This is a genomic window from Microtetraspora malaysiensis (assembly GCF_001528665.1).
GTDB classification, from domain to species: Bacteria; Actinomycetota; Actinomycetes; order Streptosporangiales; family Streptosporangiaceae; genus Microtetraspora_A; species Microtetraspora_A malaysiensis.
This window is the reverse complement of record NZ_BBYJ01000016.1, coordinates 1-18,918: the sequence shown is the minus strand read 5'-3', so window position 1 is coordinate 18,918 and position 18,918 is coordinate 1. Positions and strand designations below refer to the sequence as shown.

Here is an 18,918-nt window from a genome sequence, read left to right as displayed (position 1 = left end):
CGACCGTGATCATAGCGATACAGACTGCCATCTTTGCAGTGACAGTTCCGTTAAGCCATCTAGCACCACATAATGGCCTACTAATATCTTCAATCCGTCATGACTCTTCTAACCCATTAAGTTGGACATTTCGCCCTCAATGGCAGAAATGGAGCAGTTGCCTGGCGATGGATGTCTTCCAGGTACACGAGCGGCTCATTGCTGACTACGACGAGTTCACCACGTCGCTCGTTCACGTCCGCGATGAACGGATAGGCAAGCACCTTGCAGACGAGCGCCAGGCCCGGGTCCGTTGGCCCTACCCCTGGGTGTCGCTGAACCCGAGCTTCGCCGGTGGCGGCACGATCTCCGAGCTAGTCGAGAGCGGCCTGCTGCACCCGATGTGCAAGCGTCTCTTCCGCATAAAGGCTGATGGGAACGATCCAGGGGCTCGTCCCATCTCCCTTCACCGGCATCAGCGGGAGGCAGTGGAGGCCGCCCGCGACGGCGGCAGCTACGTGCTGACGACCGGAACGGGCTCTGGCAAGAGCCTCACCTACATGGTGCCCATCGTCGACTCCGTCCTCCGGAATCCCGAGCCCGGCCGGGTCAAGGCGATCGTCGTCTATCCGATGAACGCGCTCGCCAACAGCCAGCTCTACGAGCTGGAGCGCTTTCTCGAATGGGGCCTTCCACGAGGTGAACGTCCCGTCAGCTTCGCCCGCTACACCGGGCAAGAGAGCGACGAGCAGCGCAACCGCATCCTGGCCCGCAAGCCGGACATCCTGCTCACCAACTATGTGATGCTGGAATACCTGCTCACCAGGCCCGATGAGCGCAGGGCGCTGATCGGAGCAGCCCAGGGCCTGCGTTTCCTCGTTCTCGACGAGCTGCACACCTACCGGGGCCGACAGGGTGCGGACGTCGGCCTCCTCGTACGCCGCCTACGCGATGCGTGCGACGCCCCCGACCTGCAGTGCGTCGGCACTTCGGCGACCATGGCCACCACGCGAACCTTCGCCGAAGCACAGGAAGTCGTGGCCGAGGTCGCCACCCGCCTGTTCGGCACGCCGGTCAGCCCCGAGCGGGTGATCGGTGAAACCCTCGTACGGGCCACGGCCGACAAGGACCCGGCCGCCGCGGAACTGATCGCCGGCATGGCGCGGGCGGGCAGCGACAGGTCTTACGGCGAACTCGCCGACGACCCTCTGGCGTGCTGGATCGAGTCGGAGTTCGGGCTCGCCGCCGAATCCGGCAGCGGCAGGTTGACCAGGCGGCGTCCCGCGAAGGTCGCTACCGCGGCGGAGGCGCTGCACGAGGCAACCAGCCGTCCAGTCAGCGAGTGCGCCACGGCGATCGAACGGCTGCTGCAGGAAGGGGCGCGCGCACAACACCCCGAAACCGGGAGACCGCTGTTCGCGTTTCGTCTGCACCAGTTCCTATCCAAGGGCGATACGACCTACGTCAGCCTGGAGCCCGAGGACGAGCGCTACATCACCAGCCAGTACCAGGTGAGCGTCCCCGGCGAACGCGAGAAGATCCTGCTCCCCCTGGCGTTCTGCCGGGAGTGCGGCCAGGAGTACGCGGTCGTCGTGAAGAACAAGGACGGCAGCTACAGCGCACGCCAGGAAGCCAACGTCGTCGGCGGTGACGCCGTCAACGGCTACCTCTACATCAGCACCACCCATCCGTGGCCGGCCGATCCCGTACAGGAAAGCAGACTGCCGGATTCGTGGCTGGAGCCCGCCGCGGACGGTGGCACGCAGGTGCGTCCGTACATGAGCGATCGCCTACCGCGAGAAGTGTGGCTTGGCCCCGGCGGGTCCGAGGTACCGCGAGGTGAGGGCCTGCAGGCGTGGTACGTCCCATCGCCGTTCCGGTTCTGCCTCCGCTGCCGGGTGGCGTACGAGCAGAGCCGGGGGCGTGACTTCGCCAAGCTCGCCACCTTCGCCACCGAGGGACGCAGCTCGGCAGTCTCAATCATCAGCACCAGCATCGTGCGCAGTCTTCGTGAGCAGAGCGAGCGCAAGCAACTCGACGAGGAGGCTCGCAAGCTGCTCACCTTCGTCGACAACCGGCAGGACGCAAGCCTCCAGGCGGGACACCTGAACGACTTCGTCCAAGTGGCTCAGCTCCGTGGCGCGCTCTACCACGCCGCCAAGGCCGCGGGCGAGGACGGGCTGCGGCATGACGATGTCGCCCAGCGAGTCGCCAAGGCGATGAATCTGCCGCTCAGCGCGTTCGCGCTCAACCCCGAGGTGAAGTTCGGCCAGAAGGAGGCGGTGCTCAAGGCGTTCCGGAGTGTCCTCGCGTACCTGATCTATCTCGACCTGGAGCGCGGCTGGCGCATCACCATGCCGAACCTGGAACAGACCGGCCTGCTCAGGTTCGACTACATCGCCCTCGACGAGATCGCGGCCGACACCGAGCACTGGACAAACCCCGTGCTGCGTACGGCCGATGCCGCCCATCGGGCGGAGCTGGCTCGTCTTGTCCTGGACGAGATGCGTCGAGCGCTGGCCGTTGACGTGGAAGAGCTCACCCCCGAGGGGTACGAACGGATCCTCAAGCAAAGCACCCAGCACCTCACCGGAGCATGGACGCTCACCGACGGCGGCAGCCGTGACAACGCCCGCACTGTCTTCGCCCAGCCCGGCAGGCCAGGTGAGAGCCGCGACCGGGTCAACTTCACCGGCCGTTCCGCGCTCGGTGCCTATCTGCGCCGCCATGGAGCGTTCCCCAACTTCGGCCACAAGCTGGGCATCGACGATGCCCAGCTTGTCATTGCCGATCTGCTGGAGACGCTTACGAAGTACGGCCTGCTCATCCAGGTCGAGGAGGGTCGAGACAGGGCTAAGGGGTATCGGCTGAAGTCCTCCGAGCTGATCTGGAGGGCCGGAGACGGTTCGACTGGCGCCTCCGACCCGCTCCGCAAGACGGTGGACCCAGAAGTCGGCGCCCGCGTCAACCGGTTCTTCCGCAACCTCTACACGCAGGTCGCCACGGACTTGGTGGGCGTTCACGCAGCCGAGCACACCGCCCAGGTACGGACCGAGGACCGTCAGGAACGCGAGCAGCAATTCCGCGAGGGGAAGCTTCCCCTGCTCTACTGCTCGCCCACGATGGAGCTGGGTGTCGACATCGCCACCCTGAACTCGGTGGCCATGCGGAATGTCCCGCCGACTCCCGCGAACTATGCGCAGCGCTCGGGCCGGGCGGGACGGAGCGGCCAGCCCGCGCTCATCACGACGTACTGTTCCACGGGCAGCTCGCACGACCAGTACTACTTCCGGCGCAGCGACCTGATGGTCGCGGGCAGCGTCCAACCGCCTCGGCTCGACCTCACCAACGAGGACCTGGTCCGCTCGCACGTCCACGCGGTCTGGCTAGCCGAAACCGGCGTTCACCTGCACAGCCAGATGACCGATGTCATCGACATCTCGCGACCCGACGACTTACCCATCCACGAGCACATCCGGCTGCAACTCACCGACGAAAGCGCCCGCCGCCGAGCTGTACCGCGCGCGACGCGCATGCTCGCCACGATCCTCGAGCGGGAGCGGCTCGGTAAGAGCGCCTGGTGGTACGAGGGCTGGATCGAGGACACCGTGCGTGGGGCCGCGGAGAGATTCGATGCCGCCTGCGGAAGGTGGCGCGACCTTTACCGGGCAGCCATCGCTGAACAGGCGGAGCAAAACCGCCGGGTTCTGGACCACGCCTCCACTCCGGGAGCCAGGCGGCAGGCGCAGCAGCGCCGCCTCCAGGCGGAGAACCAGCTGCGGCTACTCAAGAACGAGGACAGCGAGCAGCAGTTCAGCGACTTCTACACCTACCGCTACTTCGCGTCCGAGGGGTTCCTCCCTGGCTACTCCTTCCCACGTCTCCCTCTTGCCGCGTACATCCCGGGGCGCAAGCAGCGGGGCACCTACGTGCAACGCCCCCGCTTCATCGCGATCGGCGAGTTCGGCCCAGGCGCGCTGATCTACCACGAGGGGCAGCGCTACCAGGTGGCCAGCATCCAGGTGCCGGCCGGGGAGTCCGGCGACGTCGCCACCGCCGAGGCCCGAGTCTGCGCCGAATGCGGCTACTGGCACGATCGGCAGGCGGGCGCGGACACCTGCGACGAGTGCGATGCAGAGCTGGGCGGCTCCCTCGCGGGCCTCATGCATCTGCAGACCGTGCACACGGTTCTTCGCCAGCGCATCTCCTCCGACGAGGAGGAACGACGCCGCGCCGGGTTCGAGCTGCAGACGACGTACCGCTTCAGCACGCACGGCGCCGGCCGCTCCGGCCGTCTCCAGGCCGGCGTCGAGGGGGCCGACGGCTCCCTGGCCGAACTGGTGTACGGCGACACCGCCACGGTCCGAGTGCTCAACCGCGGCCACAAGGGACGGCGCAATCGAAACGATGTCGGCTACTGGCTCGACCCGATCCGGGGCCGATGGCTCAGCGAGTCGAAGGCATCCGAGCGAGCCCCGGAGGACGAGGGCTTGACCTCGGCCGAGGAGGCGCAGCGTGTACTGAAGGTCGTCCCCTTCGTGGAGGACCGGAAGAACATCTGCGTGATCCGGCTCACCCAGCCCGTCTCCCCCACCGCGACCACCACGCTCCGGTACGCCCTGGAGCGCGGCATCGAGGCCGAGTTCCAGCTGGAGGACGCCGAGCTCACCAGTGAGGAGCTGCCCGACCCTCACGACCGCGCGCGGATGCTCTTCATCGAGAGCGCCGAGGGCGGTGCCGGTGTCCTGCGCCGGTTACACGACGACTGGGACGCGCTGGGCAAAGTGGCCAGGAGAGCACTCGAGATCATCCATGTCGACCCGGCGACCGGTGAGGATCTGGGCCACGCGCCGGGCGCGCGGGAGCGGTGCGAGCGCGGCTGCTACGACTGCCTGCTCTCCTATACGAACCAGTTCTGGCACGAGCAGATCGACCGGCTCGCCGTCATAGAGATTCTGCGCGAACTGGCGGCGGCGCAGACTCGGCCGTCCTCCGGCCACCGCACAGCCGAGGAGCACGTGGGCAGCCTCCGCAACGCATCCGGCAGCGAGCTTGAGCGCGACTTCGTGAACTTCCTGCGGGCCGGAGAGTACCGGCTCCCGGACGGATCGCAGGAACTGGTCGCCGACGCCCGGGCGAAGCCCGACTTCATCTACCGCACCAAGGGCGGAAATATCGCCATTTTCGTTGACGGTCCCCATCATGACGCTCCGCACGTGCACGAGCGCGACATTGAGGCGGAAGACCGCCTGATGGATCTGGGGTGGCTGGTCATCAGATTCCGACACGACGAGGAGTGGGACGAAATCGTGCGCAGGTATCCGAGCGTCTTCGGCACCGGACGGAGCGGCCGATGAGCTACGACGTCGGTTCCCTGGTGACCGCCCGAGGACGTGAGTGGGTCGTTCAGCCCGGTAGCGGTGACGACTTCCTCGTCGCCCGCCCGCTGAACGGCGACACCGATTTCGACGCCTGCCTCTTCGCCGACGAGGTCAGCGACGCGACCTTCCCTCCACCCACTCCGGACGAGGTCGGAGACAACGCCGCAGCCGGACTCCTGCGTACGGCGTTGCGGATCGGGTTCACGTCCGGGGCGGGACCATTCCGCTCGCTCGCGTCGATCGCCGTCGAGCCGCGGCAATACCAGCTTGTCCCGCTGCTGCTTGCGTTGCGCATGCCGACCATACGGCTGCTGATCGGCGACGACGTCGGCATCGGCAAGACCGTCGAGTCCGGGCTGATCGCCAAGGAGCTGCTGGAGCGCGGCGAGGCGAACGGCCTGACCGTGCTCTGCTCCCCCGCACTGGCCGAGCAATGGCAGGCCGAGTTGCGCGACAAGTTCGCCATCGAGGCCACGCTCGTGCTGCCATCCACCGCCACCCGGCTGGAGCGCGAGCTGCGCCTCGACGAGTCCATCTTCGAGCGGCACCCAATCACCGTGGTCTCGCTGGACTTCATCAAGTCCGACCGTCGCTACCAGCAATTCGTCCGGACCTGCCCCGACCTGGTGATCGTCGACGAGGCCCACACCTGCGTGGCCGCCGGGTCGTCGAGCAAGCAGAGCCAGCTCCGCTACCGGCTGCTGCAGGAGCTCGCCACCGACCGCACGCGGCACATGCTGCTGGTCACCGCCACCCCGCACAGCGGCAAAGAGGACGCTTTCCGCGACCTCATCGGCCTGCTCGACCCCGCCCTGGCGACGCTGGACCTCGAGGACGTGAAGGGCCGGGAGGCCCTCGCCAGGCACTTCGTGCAACGCCGCCGACGCGACATCCGCCGATACCTCGACCAGGAGACGCCCTTCCCCCAGGACCGCCAGGTCCGCGACGTCTCCTACACCCTGACCGGCGAGTACGGCCGACTGGCCCGACAGGTGCTGGGCTACGCCCGCGAGACGGTCCGCAAGCCCGGAAGCGGGCTGCGCCAGCGCGTTTCCTGGTGGTCCGCGCTCGCGCTGCTGCGCTCGGTGGCCTCCTCCCCCCGCGCTGCCGCGGCCACCTTGGAGACGCGGTCGGCGACGGTCGCCGCGGAGAGCGAGACCGAGGCCGACGAGCTCGGCCGCTCCAGCGTGCTGGATCTCACGGACGAGGAGGCCCTGGAGGGCATCGACGCGGCGGCCGGCGGCCGTACCGGCGAAGGAGATGACAGCGAACGGCTCAAGCGTCTGGCACGCGCCTTCCGCAAGATCGAGGGCCCGCAGGACGACGCGAAGCTCGCCGCGCTGATCGCCGAGGTCAAGGCCCTACTTGCCGACGGCTACGACCCCATCGTCTTCTGCCGGTTCATCCCCACCGCCGAGTACGTCGCGGAGCACCTGGCGAAGACCCTCGGCAAGAAGGCGCACGTGCGCCATGTCACCGGGCAACTTCCGCCTGAAGCCCGGCAGGAGGCCATCCGCGACCTCGCTCAGGAGCCGGGGCGGCACGTGCTGGTCGCGACCGACTGCCTCTCTGAAGGTGTCAACCTGCAGGAGAACTTCCAGGCCGTCATCCACTACGACCTGGCCTGGAACCCCACCCGCCATGAGCAGCGCGAAGGACGCGTCGACCGGTTCGGCCAGCGCAGCCCGCTCGTGCGTGCGGTCACCCTCTACGGCCTGGACAACGGCATCGACGGTGTCGTCCTCGACGTGCTGATCCGCAAGCACCGCACGATCGCGCGGCAGACCGGCGTCGCCGTACCTATCCCAACCGGGGGCGACGACGTCATCAAGGCACTGGTCGAGGGCCTGCTGCTGCGCAGCGACGACAACCAGGACCAGCTCGACCTCGATCTCGGCGTGACCAAAACGCGCGACCAGGTGCACCGCGCCTGGGAGAGCGCCGCCGATCGCGAATCCAAGGCGCTCACCAAGTACGCCCACTCCGGCGTGAAGCTGGAGGAGGTGCAGCGCGAGGTCGCCGAGATCCGGGCCGCACTCGGCAGCTCGGCAGACGTGTCCCGCTTCACTCGGGAGGCGCTTTCCGGGTTCGGCGCAATCATCGACTCTCACCCGGACGGGTTCCGCGCCGACACCCGGCAGCTTCCCATCCCGGTGCGGCACGCGCTCGGCCTGAGCTTCGACGGCAAGGCCGAGACACTCAGCTTCCACCCCGACATCCCGGCACCTCCAGGCAGCCATGCCCTGGTCCGGACCGACCCCATGGTCCGCACCTTGGCCAGGACCGTGCTGGACTCGGCGCTCGACGGCATCGGCCCGGCCCGGCGCAGCGGTGTCATCCGCACCGACGCGGTCTTCTCCCGGACGGTGCTGCTGCTGGTCCGCTACCGCTTCCACGTGACGCTGCCAGGCCGTACCGGAACGTCGGGCGGCCGGACGATCGTCGCCGAGGACGCCCAGGTCGTCGGCTACCGGAGTGGGGCGACTGGCCGCGAGTGGCTCGGCGCGGATGAGATCGACGCTTTGCTGGCCGCGAAGCCAGAGAACACGCTGCCCGAGCTGGTCCGCCGGACGGCGGAGCGGGTCATCACCGAGCTCGTCACCGAGACCAAGGACGAGGAGACCGGGGGGATCACGCGCGAGCTGGCCCCCGAGTTCGCTGAGGCACTGAACGCCCGTGGCGACGGGCTGGCCGCACGACTCGTCGAGTCCCACCAGCGCGTTCGCGGCGCGATCGGTGTCGGGTCGAGAGGACTGAAGGTGACCGCCAACCATCCCGCCGACGTCCTCGGTGTTTACGTCTACCTTCCCGCCGGTGGTGCCCGATGAAGAACGCCTACCTCGCCGTCGACGTCCAGGGCAGCCTGCTGCCGCAGGACGTGCTCTCCCGGATCGCCGCCGCCGACCGAGAGCTGCCCGGCATGCGGCCCGAGGACTACCACCTCGCGGAGGCGGAACGACTCGGCGACGCCGCCAGCCGCCGTTGGGATTACCTGCTCGGCGCCTACCGGGCCTTCCTAGAGAAGCTGGCGAAGCTTCCCGCAGGAGATACCGGAACCTCCCTCACCCGTGACCGCTGGCTGCTGGTGCTGCTGAACGAGCTCGGCTTCGGCCGGGTGCCGTTCAACCGCGGCGGTCTTCAGGCGGGCGAGAAGGAGTTCCCGATCTCCCACCTGTGGCACAGCGTGCCGATGCACCTGCTCGGCTGGAACACAGAGCTCGACAAGAACGTGCCCGGGGTCATCAGGCGAGCACCGCAGTCGATGCTGCAGGAGTTCCTCAACCTCTCCGACGACCACCTGTGGGGCGTGCTCTCCAACGGCCGGCGGCTGCGCATCCTGCGCGACTCCACCGCCCTGGTGGGCTCCGCGTACGTCGAGTTCGACCTCGAAGCGATCTTCGATGGCGAGCTGTACTCGGAATTCGTGCTGCTCTACACGCTGCTGCACGCCTCGCGCTTCGAACTGATCGCTGGTGACGAGTCCGTGCCTACCTGCGCGGACTGCTGGCTGGAGAAGTGGCGGGCCTTCGCAGCCGAGACCGGGCTGCGAGCCCGCGACCAGCTCCGCGACGGAGTGAAGGAGGCACTGGAGGCACTCGGCACCGGCTTCCTGATCGCCAACCCGAAACTGCGGGAGCAGCTTTCCTCCGCCAGACTCAGCCGCGAGGAGTTCCATCACGAGCTGCTGCGGTTGGCCTACCAGCTCATCTTCATCTTCGTCGCCGAGGATCGGGGCGCTCTCCTCGACCCGGACGCGGCGCAGGAGGCGATGGACCGGTATGCGACGTTCTTCTCCAGCCGCCGCCTCCGCCGCCTCGCCATCCGCCGATCCGGCGACCGGCACAGTGACCTGTGGAAGACGATCGCGAAGGTCATCGCTGCCCTCGGCGACGACAACGGCCTCCCCGCGCTAGCCCTGCCCGGCCTCGGCGGCCTGTTCTTCCGTACGGCCAGCGACGCGCGGGTCCTGACCGGCGAACCCCGCCCGGACCAGCTCTTGTGGTGCGACCTCCCCAATGAGGCGCTGCTCACGGCCGTGCGGAAGATGTGCACGGTCCGGGCCAAGGACGGCCGCCCTCGCGACGTCGACTACCAGCACCTGGGGGCTGAGGAGCTCGGCAGCGTCTACGAGTCGCTGCTGCAATTCGTGCCGTACGCCGAATCCAATGGCATGGGCCCGAAGTTCGAGCTACGGGAGAAGGTCTCCGGGAACGACCGCAAGACCACGGGGTCGTACTACACACCCAGCTCGCTGATCGAGTCGCTGCTGGACACAGCGCTCAACCCAGTCATTGACGAACACGCGAAGTCCGGTGTGGCCGACGACTTGCTGAAGATCACGGTCTGCGATCCGGCCTGTGGGTCGGGCCACTTCCTGGTCGCCGCAGCCCGGCGGATCGCCAAGCGATATGCGGCGATGGCCACCGGCGAGGACGAGCCGGTGCCGAAGGCCGTGCGCAAGGCCATGCGCAAGGTCGTCGCGGCGTGCATCTACGGCGTGGACATCAACCCGCTTGCCGCCGAGTTGGCCAAGGTGTCGCTGTGGATCGAGTCGCTGGAGCCCGGAAAGCCGCTGGCGTTCCTCGACGCCCACATCAAGGTCGGCAACGCCCTCCTGGGCGCCACCCCAAGGCTCATCGCCGCCGGCATCCCCGACGGCGCGTTCAAGCCGATCGAAGGCGACGACAAGAGCGTCGCGGGCGAACTGAAGAAGCGGAACGCGCGCGAGATACAGCGTGCATCGCGGGAGTCCAGCGGCACACGCCGTGGAGGGCAGGAGGCGCTGTTCGATGAGGCCGAGCTTCCGGGCTACGAGAAGCTCGCCCAAACGGCTCGTGCTCTGGCCACGATGCCGGTGTCCAGCGTCGCCGATGTCCGGGAGCAGGAGCGGCGCTTTCGCAAACTGGAGAACTCCGAAGCCCTCATCCAGGCTCGCCGGGTTGCCGACGCCTGGTGTGCCGCATTCGTCTGGCGCAAGCACACTGAGGCGCCCGAGGTAATCACCACAGCAACCATCCGCAGCCTGGAAAGCGGTGCCTCACTGGCACCTGAACGTGCCGAGGAACTGCGGAGGCTGATCGGGCGATACCGCTTCTTCCACTGGCACCTTGAGTTCCCCGAGGTCTTCCGCGTTGGCGGCTCCGGTGCGGATGTCAGCACCAACACCGGCTGGGAAGGCGGCTTCACCTGTGTCCTCGGGAATCCCCCATGGGAACGTATTGCATTTGACGATGACGAGTACTTTGCTTCGCGCGCCCCTTGGGTGCTTGAAGCAACTACGACTGCTGAACGAAAGAGAAATATTAGCAAGGCAATTCTCGGCGACAGCCTTCTCCACAAGGACTACACCACCACCCGCCGGGAACGGGCGGAGGTTTCCCAACTCATTTCAGAATCCTCTCTCTACCCTCTCACTGCAGCAGGCCGTTTGGCCACCCAGGGCCCTTTTTCAGAACTAACGCTTAGACTCGTATCCGAACAAGCAAGAATCGGCCTCATCGTACCCACGTCAGTACTAACCGCAATCCCTATGAAGGAATTCTGGGGATGGCTACGCAAAAAACGGCGCATAAAGGGGATCTTGGACATAGAAAACAGCGAAGGGATCTTCCCTGCGGTCCATCGATCCACCAAGTTCACGCTCCTGACGATGACCGGCGGATCGATTACCAGCGATCAAGAAAACTTGCGGGTCGGCGTCTATATCCGTACAAAAGAAGAGCTAGTAAACCCGGACCGAGTGTACGAATTTCCACTGACCGATCTCGAAGAGCTGAACCCTATTACTAAACAGCTTCCTATATGCAAGTCCCGCCACGACGTGGAGCTACTACTCCAAATGTCACGCAAAGCCAGGCCACATCTTTCGGTGAAGCCTTGGGTCGGCTTCACATCCGAAGGATTCTCTCATCACTATGAGGAGGATTTCAGTACAGACAATATAGCCCTTTTCGAGGGCAAGATGATGCATCAATTCGATTCAGCCTTTGCAAGCTACGCGGACGCGACGAAGGAAAGTCGACAGAAAGGAAAACCCGCCGAAGTCCCCATCGCCAATAAAGCATATCTAGCACAGCCGCGTTTCTATGCACCTCGCATCATTGTCGACGAATTCCTATCCAGAAAGGGTGAGATGAATGACTGGATTTTAGTGGTCAGAGATTACGTACGAGCGACCGATGCGCATACGGCGATCGCCACAGTCGTTCCTCGCACCGCACCGATTCAGCCGCTTAACGGCTTCTCCGTTGAGGATCGCCCGATGCTGCAAGCCTGGGCTCTCGCCGCGATCAACTCTTTCGCCTATGACTATATGGCGAAATTGAAAACCCCAGGACAGCACTTCAACGTGACCATAATGTCGCAGACGCCGATACCCGAAATTAGAAACTTCCTTATGGAAGACTTTTCACCCCATGTGGCCGAGCTGACATATACGAACAAGCATATGAAACCTTGGGCCTCGGCGCTGGGATACGATGGCATGCATTTCATATGGGACGAAGAGCGACGGGCACTGATTCGGGCGGAGCTTGATGCGGCGTTCTTCCACCTTTACGGAGTCGCCCGGGACGACGTGGACTACATCATGGAGACGTTCCCGATCGTCAAGCGGAAGGACGAGGCTAAGTTCGGCGAATACCGCACAAAGCTTCTAATCCTGGAGGTCTACGAAGCGATGCAGGACGCCATCGACGGGGGAAAGCCATACCGGACCCCGCTCATCCCACCACCGGGCCACGGCCCCCGCCATCCGGCCCGCTAGAAATCGCCCACTGGGCGTTCAGAGAGTTCCCAGTAGGCGCTCGGTTCGCTCATTCGCTGCCATCGTCTCCGATGACAGATTACAGACCAGCACGTTTTTCGGGCCAATAGTGGAATTCCGAACCACATGGCGGGTGAGCCCGTGCACGCTGGTTCCGGGCTGACCAAGTAAGGAGGGTGATCAAGGATGGCGCCTCGGCGGGCCTTTCAGGTCGAAGGTGAGTGGTGGCTTCCCGGCCGCGAGGGGCGCCGGGTCACAGGGACCCTGCGCTTCGACCCTGAATTCGGGGCCGAGCTGCGGCTGATCGGGGCGTTCCGCGGCATTCTCGACGGTGGCGAGCTCACCGAGAGAAGGGGCACGATCACCGTCACCCACTCACGCGAGTCCATCGAACGTGACGGCACTTACCCACGAATCCTCGGTGTGGCGGGCGGCAAGCCGTACACCTTGGAGGACTGCGTGCAAACGCAAGCCGTACGCCACCTGATGAACGGTGGGGCGGCTGAGGCCATCAATGTGCGCCAGATCTACCAGGGGGCGCATTTTGAAGGGGATGAGCCGCCTTCGGGAAACGCGGTCTCCGTTGACCTGCGCTATCTCACCCACTGGGTCGGGCGACCAGCGATAGGGGAAAGCTACATCTCCGCGTCCGCGACGATGTCCAACGCGGAGTCGGTCACCCTTCAGGCCGAGCCATTAGACGATGAGATCGTCCGCCTCAAAAGCGGCGCAAGGTTGCGGCTGACGCACTCCGTACGCGTGAGCGGAGATCAGATCACCAGGCGGAGCCTCGCCCAGCGGTTCTACTTCCGGATCGACACATCCGACGTCGAGCCCTCCAGTGATCTCATCCAGCGGATCAGCGACTTGCAGGACCTCGTGTCGATCGCGGCAGGTCGTACCGCAGAGATCGACGGCCTGCGTTTATGGCACCCGGACGTCGCCGTGCGCGCCGACGATCACGTCTACCCCCAGCCGGTGCAGTTCTTCGTACAGTGGAACAACCGGGACACGAGCCAGACGCCCGGTTCGATGCGCCTGAACGATCTGTACTTCACTTATGAGCAGTTCGGCGGAATCGACGGTGTCGGGAGATGGCTCGACGGGGTCGAGCCATACCGGAGCGCACTGGGCCGGGTCGTCGCCAGCCGGTACGCCAAGAGCATGTTCACCTCGGACCGGTTCCTCAACTGCGCGGCGGCGCTTGAGTCCTTTGACAAGGCGAAGAATAAGAGCGGCAATTTCAGGGACCGGATGCAACGATGCACCGACCTGGCCGGAGAGCCGTTCCAGGACCTCGTTCACGACATCGATGCGTGGATTCAGGTTGTCAAGGGCCACCGGAACGACATCGCGCACGGTACGCAGGTGAAGCAGACCAGCTCGGCGCAGTTCTTCCTCGCCCGGTCGCTCTACTGGCTGTTCGTGCTGTGCCTATTGCGCGAAGTCCAGGCCCCAGACGCCGTGTTCGACCGGATCCAGAAACATCCCGACTTCCTATTTCTGGGGCCCCGCGTCCAAGCCGCTGCGCAGATCGGGTGATGGTGCCGTAGAAGAAGCCAGAGCCTCATCCGTAGATGCAAGCCGTTTCGAATCGCGAACTCGTCCGCATGACGCTCTTTCGGACCAGTCCTGTACGACTGACCGAGAACCTCGGTACCACGATCAGGAACATAACGCCAGACCGGGAAGGATCGACCTACTGGCTATGGCATCACGGATGGAACTCACCAAGAAGATCCTGTTCACGGCCGCGCAGATATTGGCCGAACATCGTGAAGGCATCCTGACCCGCCAGCTCTGGCCACTCGTCAGGGAACGGCTTCCGGGCCTGCAAGAGCAGTGGAATCAGGGTGGTGTCGAGAGCAACACGCCTGAGCTCGCACTCGGATACAAGAGCGGCGGCCTGGTCAAGTCGGGCTGGGTCATAAAGACGCAGGGGCAGTGGCGGCTGACTCCGCTTGGCCGTGTCGCTCTCAACGAGCATCGCGACGCGTCGTCGTTCATGGCGGCGGCCCACGCCGGCTACACGTACTGGAATCAGCACAGAGCGGGATTCGAGACTGCCAAGCAGCTCCTGGAAGCCGTACCAGAGGGGAGCTGGGTCGCGGTCGGCGATCTCGCGGCACAAGCGGGCCTGGACGAGGCGCGCCTGGTGCAATGGCTGCAGGGGGAACGGCTTGTGGGGTGGCACAGGGCTCTGGACGCTGACGGCGGTATACCGGACGCCGCCCACGCCGACGAGGAGCTGCGCAAGCAGTGGCAGCAGATGCTCGAAGATGACGGCTTGCACACCATCCTCGGCGGAGTGCCGTCCACGCGCAGGCTCTCGGGCGCGGACCTGCATCAACTGCTGCTCGACGACTTCGACGACGAGGCCGAGCGGCCGAAGCGGGCCTGGCTCGTGCGAGGCTCGAACGTTCATGGCGAGAGCATGCTGCAGGAGTGGCTTGCCGACGGCATCTGCTCGCTGCCCGCCTCAAAACTGCGGGAGCTGCCGCCGGGAGCGTCGCGGGAAGCCGTCAAGGCGGCGGTCGACGAGGATTACGCCCATGGGTCCTACAACGACAAGCTGAAGAAGGCCGCGGAGTTCCACGCCTTCCTGAGCCGCATGCGCGAAGGAGATTTGGTACTCACCAACGAGGGTGGGAAGGTCTACCTCGGCCGCCTGCGCGGCGGCCCGGCCTTCCGGGCGAGCGTGGAGAATCGGGCGAACCTGCAGCGGCCGGTCGAATGGCTGAATGGGAAGGCTCCGGTCGACTTCGACGACCTGCCGGATGAGATGTCCGCCAAGCTGGCAACTCAGCACGACGTACTCGATCTCACCGAGTTCCTCGACGATCTGGAACTACTGGTCAAGCCGCAGGTAGGCGAATCGCCGGCGCGAGAGGTCACGCTCCCCGATGTCACGGCAGAGCTCGCGGCGGCGCTCCTGGTCGACCAGGAGTGGCTGCAGGAATGCGTGGACCTGCTCGGCGACCGGCCCCAGCTGATCCTTTACGGGCCGCCGGGAACGGGAAAAACGTACATTGCACAGCACCTCGCCCAACACCTCGCGAACGGCAAGCCGGAGAACGTGAAGCTGGTCCAGTTTCACCCCTCGTACTCCTATGAGGACTTCTTCGAGGGCTTCCGTCCGGTCCAGACGCCCGACGGGCAAGGGGTGGTGTTCAAGCCGCTGCCCGGCCCGCTGCTCCGGCTGGTGGACGCCGCGCGGCAGCGCCCTGAGGAACCCTTCCTCCTCATCATCGACGAGATCAACCGGGGGAACATCGCCAAGATTTTCGGCGAGCTGTACTTCCTGCTGGAGTACCGGGGCAAGGCCGTCGACCTGCTCTACTCCTCGGCGGACGAGGCGGGCAAGCCATTCACTCTGCCCAAGAATCTGATCATCATCGGCACGATGAACACGGCCGATCGGTCGATCGCCCTGGTGGATGCCGCGATGCGGCGGAGGTTCGCCTTCGTGGAACTGCATCCCGAGGAGACACCGACGGCAGACATCCTGCGCCGCTGGCTGGAGCACCATGACCTCCCTGACGAGGCGGCGCGGCTGCTCAACGAGCTCAACGCCCGTATCGAGGATCGCGACTTCAAGATCGGCCCGTCGTACCTGATGCGTCCGGCGATCTATCACGATGTGAAGGGATTCGAGCGCGTCTGGCGCACGCAGGTGCTGCCACTGCTCGAAGAGCATCACTACGGCGACGGCACCGACGTGGCCGAGCGGTATGGCCTGGAGAGCCTGCGTCGAGGGCTTTCGTGATCGACCTCGTCGAGGGCGGCCCGGCACGGGACTTCACGCTGTCGCCGGATCAGGTTGCGGCGTTGCTGGCCTCGAAAGCCGTACGGATCACTCCCGGTCCACGCTCCGGGCTCTGGCGAGTCCGCGACAACGGGTACGTCGGTGCCGCGACGATCGGAGGCGTCGCAGTCCGCATCAAACCGAAAACGCCGATCGACCGGGTGCTCTTCCTTTTCGGCTACAGCCGGTCCCTGCGTGGATGGCGGCAGGAAGAGATCGACGTCGGCGAGCAGCCGGACTTCCTTCCCGCGCTCGCGCATGCCTTCGCCCGAGTCGCGGAACGCGCGCTGCGCCAAGGCGTCCTCCAGGGTTATCGCACTCTGGAGGATTCGCTGCAGTTCGTCCGCGGGCGGATCCGCGAGGCTGACCAGGTCAGGCGGCGGTACGGCCTGGCACTGCCAGTCGAAGTGCGCTACGACGAGTTCACCGTTGACGTGGCGGAGAACCAGCTACTTCTCGCCGCCACGGCCCGGCTGCTGCGCCAGCCTGGGCTGACGGTCGCCACCCGGAGGCTGCTGCGGCACGTTCTGTCACGGCTGACGGGCGTGTCGGCACTGGTGCCGGGCCGGCCGCTCCCACAGTGGCGCACCTCGCGGCTCAACGCTCGATACCACACCACCTTGCGGCTCGCGGAACTCGTGCTGCGCGGGTCCTCGTACAAACTCGACGACGGCACGGCCGTGCGAGTGGACGGGCTCTTGATCGAGATGTGGCGGGTCTTCGAGGACTTCGTCACCGTCGCGCTCTCCGAGGCATTCCTCCCCTACGGAGGACGCAGTGCTCTGCAGGATCGCAAGCACCATCTCGACCACGGGAGGCAAGTGCCACTGCGTCCCGACTTGGTCAGATACGTCATAGGCGCCAACGGCACGGAGCAGCCGACAGCCGTGGTGGATGCCAAGTACAAGATCTCCACAGGGCCCGGCGGACACAACGATGACCTCTACCAGGCGCTCGCGTACTGCACCGTGCTCGGTCTCCCCTCCGGGCATCTCATATACGCCAAGGGGGACAGCGAACCGCACCGTCATGTAATTCACCGCGCGGAAATCGAGATCATCCAGCATGCGCTCGATCTCACGCTGCCGCCCTCGGAACTGCTCGACTCTGTGGGGCGCCTGGCACGATCTATCATCCGATACGGTGCCGATCATGAGCTCGTACCTGCTGATCCTCGGTGAGCGCGAGGCTGTCGCCTGGGTACTGCGGGAGTCGCGGATGGCCTTTCCTCCGACCAGCCGCAGCGAGGTGAACCGGCTCAAAGTTGGGGACGAGCTGTTCGTCTTGACCACGCGCGGCTGCTGGCACAACCCGACCCGGGACCGTACGCGCGTGATCGGCCTGGCCACGGTGACCTCGGATGTCCTTCCGCACGAGGAGCCAGTCACGATCGCGGGCCGTGACTTCACTCGTGGCTGCGCCATCAACCTGCAGTCCCTCACGCCTTACCTCACCGGCATCGAATTGGTGCCCCTCGTGCCGAAGATGGACGCGTTCCCCAACAAGAGCGCATGGTCGATCCGCCTGCGACGCCCACTGCTGGAAGTCACGGAAGCCGATGCCCACTTGCTTCGGCAGGAGCTGACCGCCGTTGCCGCCGAGCCCTCTGCGATCGTCCCCGGCTACCTCTCCAACATCCGGCCTGTGCGAAAAACGCCCAGAAGCTAGTTTCATCACTGCCGTTTCCCTGAGGCCTATATCTCCTGGTCGAAGTCACCCTCGGCTCCTCAGAGCAGAGAGACAGGATTTTCATGCACGGAAGTGAATTCGGACCAACACCGGCTCGTCGCCGATAGTCGCGTGCCAGGCTGAGCTGGCCACAGCTGAGGAGTGACTAAACGCGCCTTAACCAAGAGCCCTGATCCGACCGGATTGTGAACCGCCCCGGCTTCGGTGGAGACCTCAGGGGTTGATTCCAACGGGTTCGCTGGACTGGTGTTGAGCGTAGTAGAGGGCTTCGTATTCCTCCGGCGGAACATTGCCGATAGCCGAGTGCAGGCGGGTCGTGTTGAACCACTCGACCCATTCCGCGGTGGCGAGTTCCACCTCGGCCAAGCTGCGCCACGGCCCGCGAGGCTTGATCAGTTCAGTCTTGTACAGGCCGATCTGCGATTCCATCAGCGCGTTGTCCAGCGCATCGCCCACCGTGCCGATCGAGGCGTCGATACCGGCGGTCATCAGGTGGGTGGTGAAGCGGAAACAGGTGTATTGACTGCCGGCATCCGAGTGATGGATGAGGCCGGGACCGGCGGGGCGTCCGGAGCGGTCACGCCGCCACAACGCCATGTCCAGGGCATCCAGCACCAGGCCGGCGCGCTTGGACATCGAGGCTGACCAGCCGACGATCGCCCGGGAGTACACGTCCACGACGAAGGCGACGTAGACGATGCCGCACCAGGCGGGAACGTAGGTGAAGTCCGCGACCCACACGGCATTGGGCCCGGATGCGGTGAAGTCCCGTTTCACCAGGTCGGTGGCCCGCTGATGTTCAGGGTCGGAGGTGGTGGTGCGGATCTTCTTGCCGCGGCGGGCCCCTTGCAGGCCCAGGGCACGCATCCGCCGCTCGACGGTGCACCGGGCCACCTGGTGGCCCTCGCGCAGCAGTTGCCGCCAGACCTTGCGGACGCCGTAGACGCCGTAGTTGGCGGTGTGGATCCGCTGGATGTGCTCGTCCAGCTCGGCATCGCGGATCGTCCGTGCCGAGGGTGGCCGGGTCTTGGCGGCGTAGTAGGTGCTGGGAGAGATCGACAGGCCGTGCTCGCTCAGCACACGACAGATCGGCTCGACACCGAACAGCTCACGGTGTTCGTCGATGAAGGTCACGAGTGCGTGTGTGGCCGGTCGAGCTCGGCCGCGAAGAAAGCCGAGGCGGCCTTCAGGATCTCATTCGCCCGGCGCAGCTCGGCGTTCTCCCGCCGCAGCCGCTTCAGCTCCGCCGATTCATCGCTGGTTGTGCCTGGTCGGGTGCCTTCGTCGATCTGGGATTG

The 18,918-nt window shown here is 65.4% G+C and carries 7 protein-coding genes and 1 pseudogene; 7 read left to right on the top strand and 1 reads right to left on the bottom strand.

All coding sequences use genetic code 11. From position 1 onward, the window contains the following. Window positions 1-167: 167 nt before the first annotated feature. From AWQ71_RS20680 to AWQ71_RS20650, 7 genes are all read left to right on the top strand, one after another. Complete coding sequence (locus AWQ71_RS20680) at window positions 168-5,336, top strand: DEAD/DEAH box helicase (RefSeq protein ID WP_067135665.1); 5,169 nt, start codon at window positions 168-170, stop codon at window positions 5,334-5,336. Continuing rightward, window positions 5,333-8,188, top strand: coding sequence for a DUF8741 domain-containing protein (locus AWQ71_RS20675; RefSeq protein WP_067135663.1), 2,856 nt, complete (start codon window positions 5,333-5,335; stop codon window positions 8,186-8,188). Before AWQ71_RS20680 ends, AWQ71_RS20675 begins: the two co-directional genes overlap by 4 nt. Further along, a complete protein-coding gene (locus tag AWQ71_RS20670; RefSeq protein WP_067135661.1) occupies window positions 8,185-12,126 on the top strand; it encodes an Eco57I restriction-modification methylase domain-containing protein in 3,942 nt (1,313 codons plus the stop codon). The genes AWQ71_RS20675 and AWQ71_RS20670 overlap by 4 nt, the downstream gene beginning before the upstream one ends. A gap of 186 nt (window positions 12,127-12,312) precedes the next feature. Next, the gene (locus tag AWQ71_RS20665; protein ID WP_067135658.1) at window positions 12,313-13,668 is read left to right on the top strand and encodes an ApeA N-terminal domain 1-containing protein; all 1,356 of its coding nucleotides are present in this window, start codon (window positions 12,313-12,315) and stop codon (window positions 13,666-13,668) included. A 178-nt stretch (window positions 13,669-13,846) separates the two neighbouring features. Then, entirely contained in the window at window positions 13,847-15,892 is a 2,046-nt protein-coding gene (locus AWQ71_RS20660) for an McrB family protein (RefSeq protein WP_067135656.1), read from the top strand. Continuing rightward, entirely contained in the window at window positions 15,889-17,112 is a 1,224-nt protein-coding gene (locus AWQ71_RS20655) for an McrC family protein (protein WP_067135654.1), read from the top strand. Before AWQ71_RS20660 ends, AWQ71_RS20655 begins: the two co-directional genes overlap by 4 nt. After that, on the top strand, window positions 17,084-17,599 hold the full coding sequence (locus AWQ71_RS20650) for a hypothetical protein (protein ID WP_067135959.1): 516 nt from the start codon (window positions 17,084-17,086) through the stop codon (window positions 17,597-17,599). The genes AWQ71_RS20655 and AWQ71_RS20650 overlap by 29 nt, the downstream gene beginning before the upstream one ends. A gap of 234 nt (window positions 17,600-17,833) precedes the next feature. Here the strand turns inward: AWQ71_RS20650 and AWQ71_RS20645 are convergent. After that, window positions 17,834-18,918, bottom strand: a pseudogene (locus AWQ71_RS20645) (IS3 family transposase); the annotation flags it as partial.

Bases quoted from the DNA above. Each gene is read 5' to 3' on its own strand.
- AWQ71_RS20680 (WP_067135665.1), top strand. From the start codon at position 168: ATGGATGTCTTCCAGGTACACGAGCGGCTCATTGCTGACTACGACGAG.
- AWQ71_RS20675 (WP_067135663.1), top strand. From the start codon at position 5,333: ATGAGCTACGACGTCGGTTCCCTGGTGACCGCCCGAGGACGTGAGTGG.
- AWQ71_RS20670 (WP_067135661.1), top strand. From the start codon at position 8,185: ATGAAGAACGCCTACCTCGCCGTCGACGTCCAGGGCAGCCTGCTGCCG.
- AWQ71_RS20665 (WP_067135658.1), top strand. From the start codon at position 12,313: ATGGCGCCTCGGCGGGCCTTTCAGGTCGAAGGTGAGTGGTGGCTTCCC.
- AWQ71_RS20660 (WP_067135656.1), top strand. From the start codon at position 13,847: ATGGAACTCACCAAGAAGATCCTGTTCACGGCCGCGCAGATATTGGCC.
- AWQ71_RS20650 (WP_067135959.1), top strand. From the start codon at position 17,084: ATGAGCTCGTACCTGCTGATCCTCGGTGAGCGCGAGGCTGTCGCCTGG.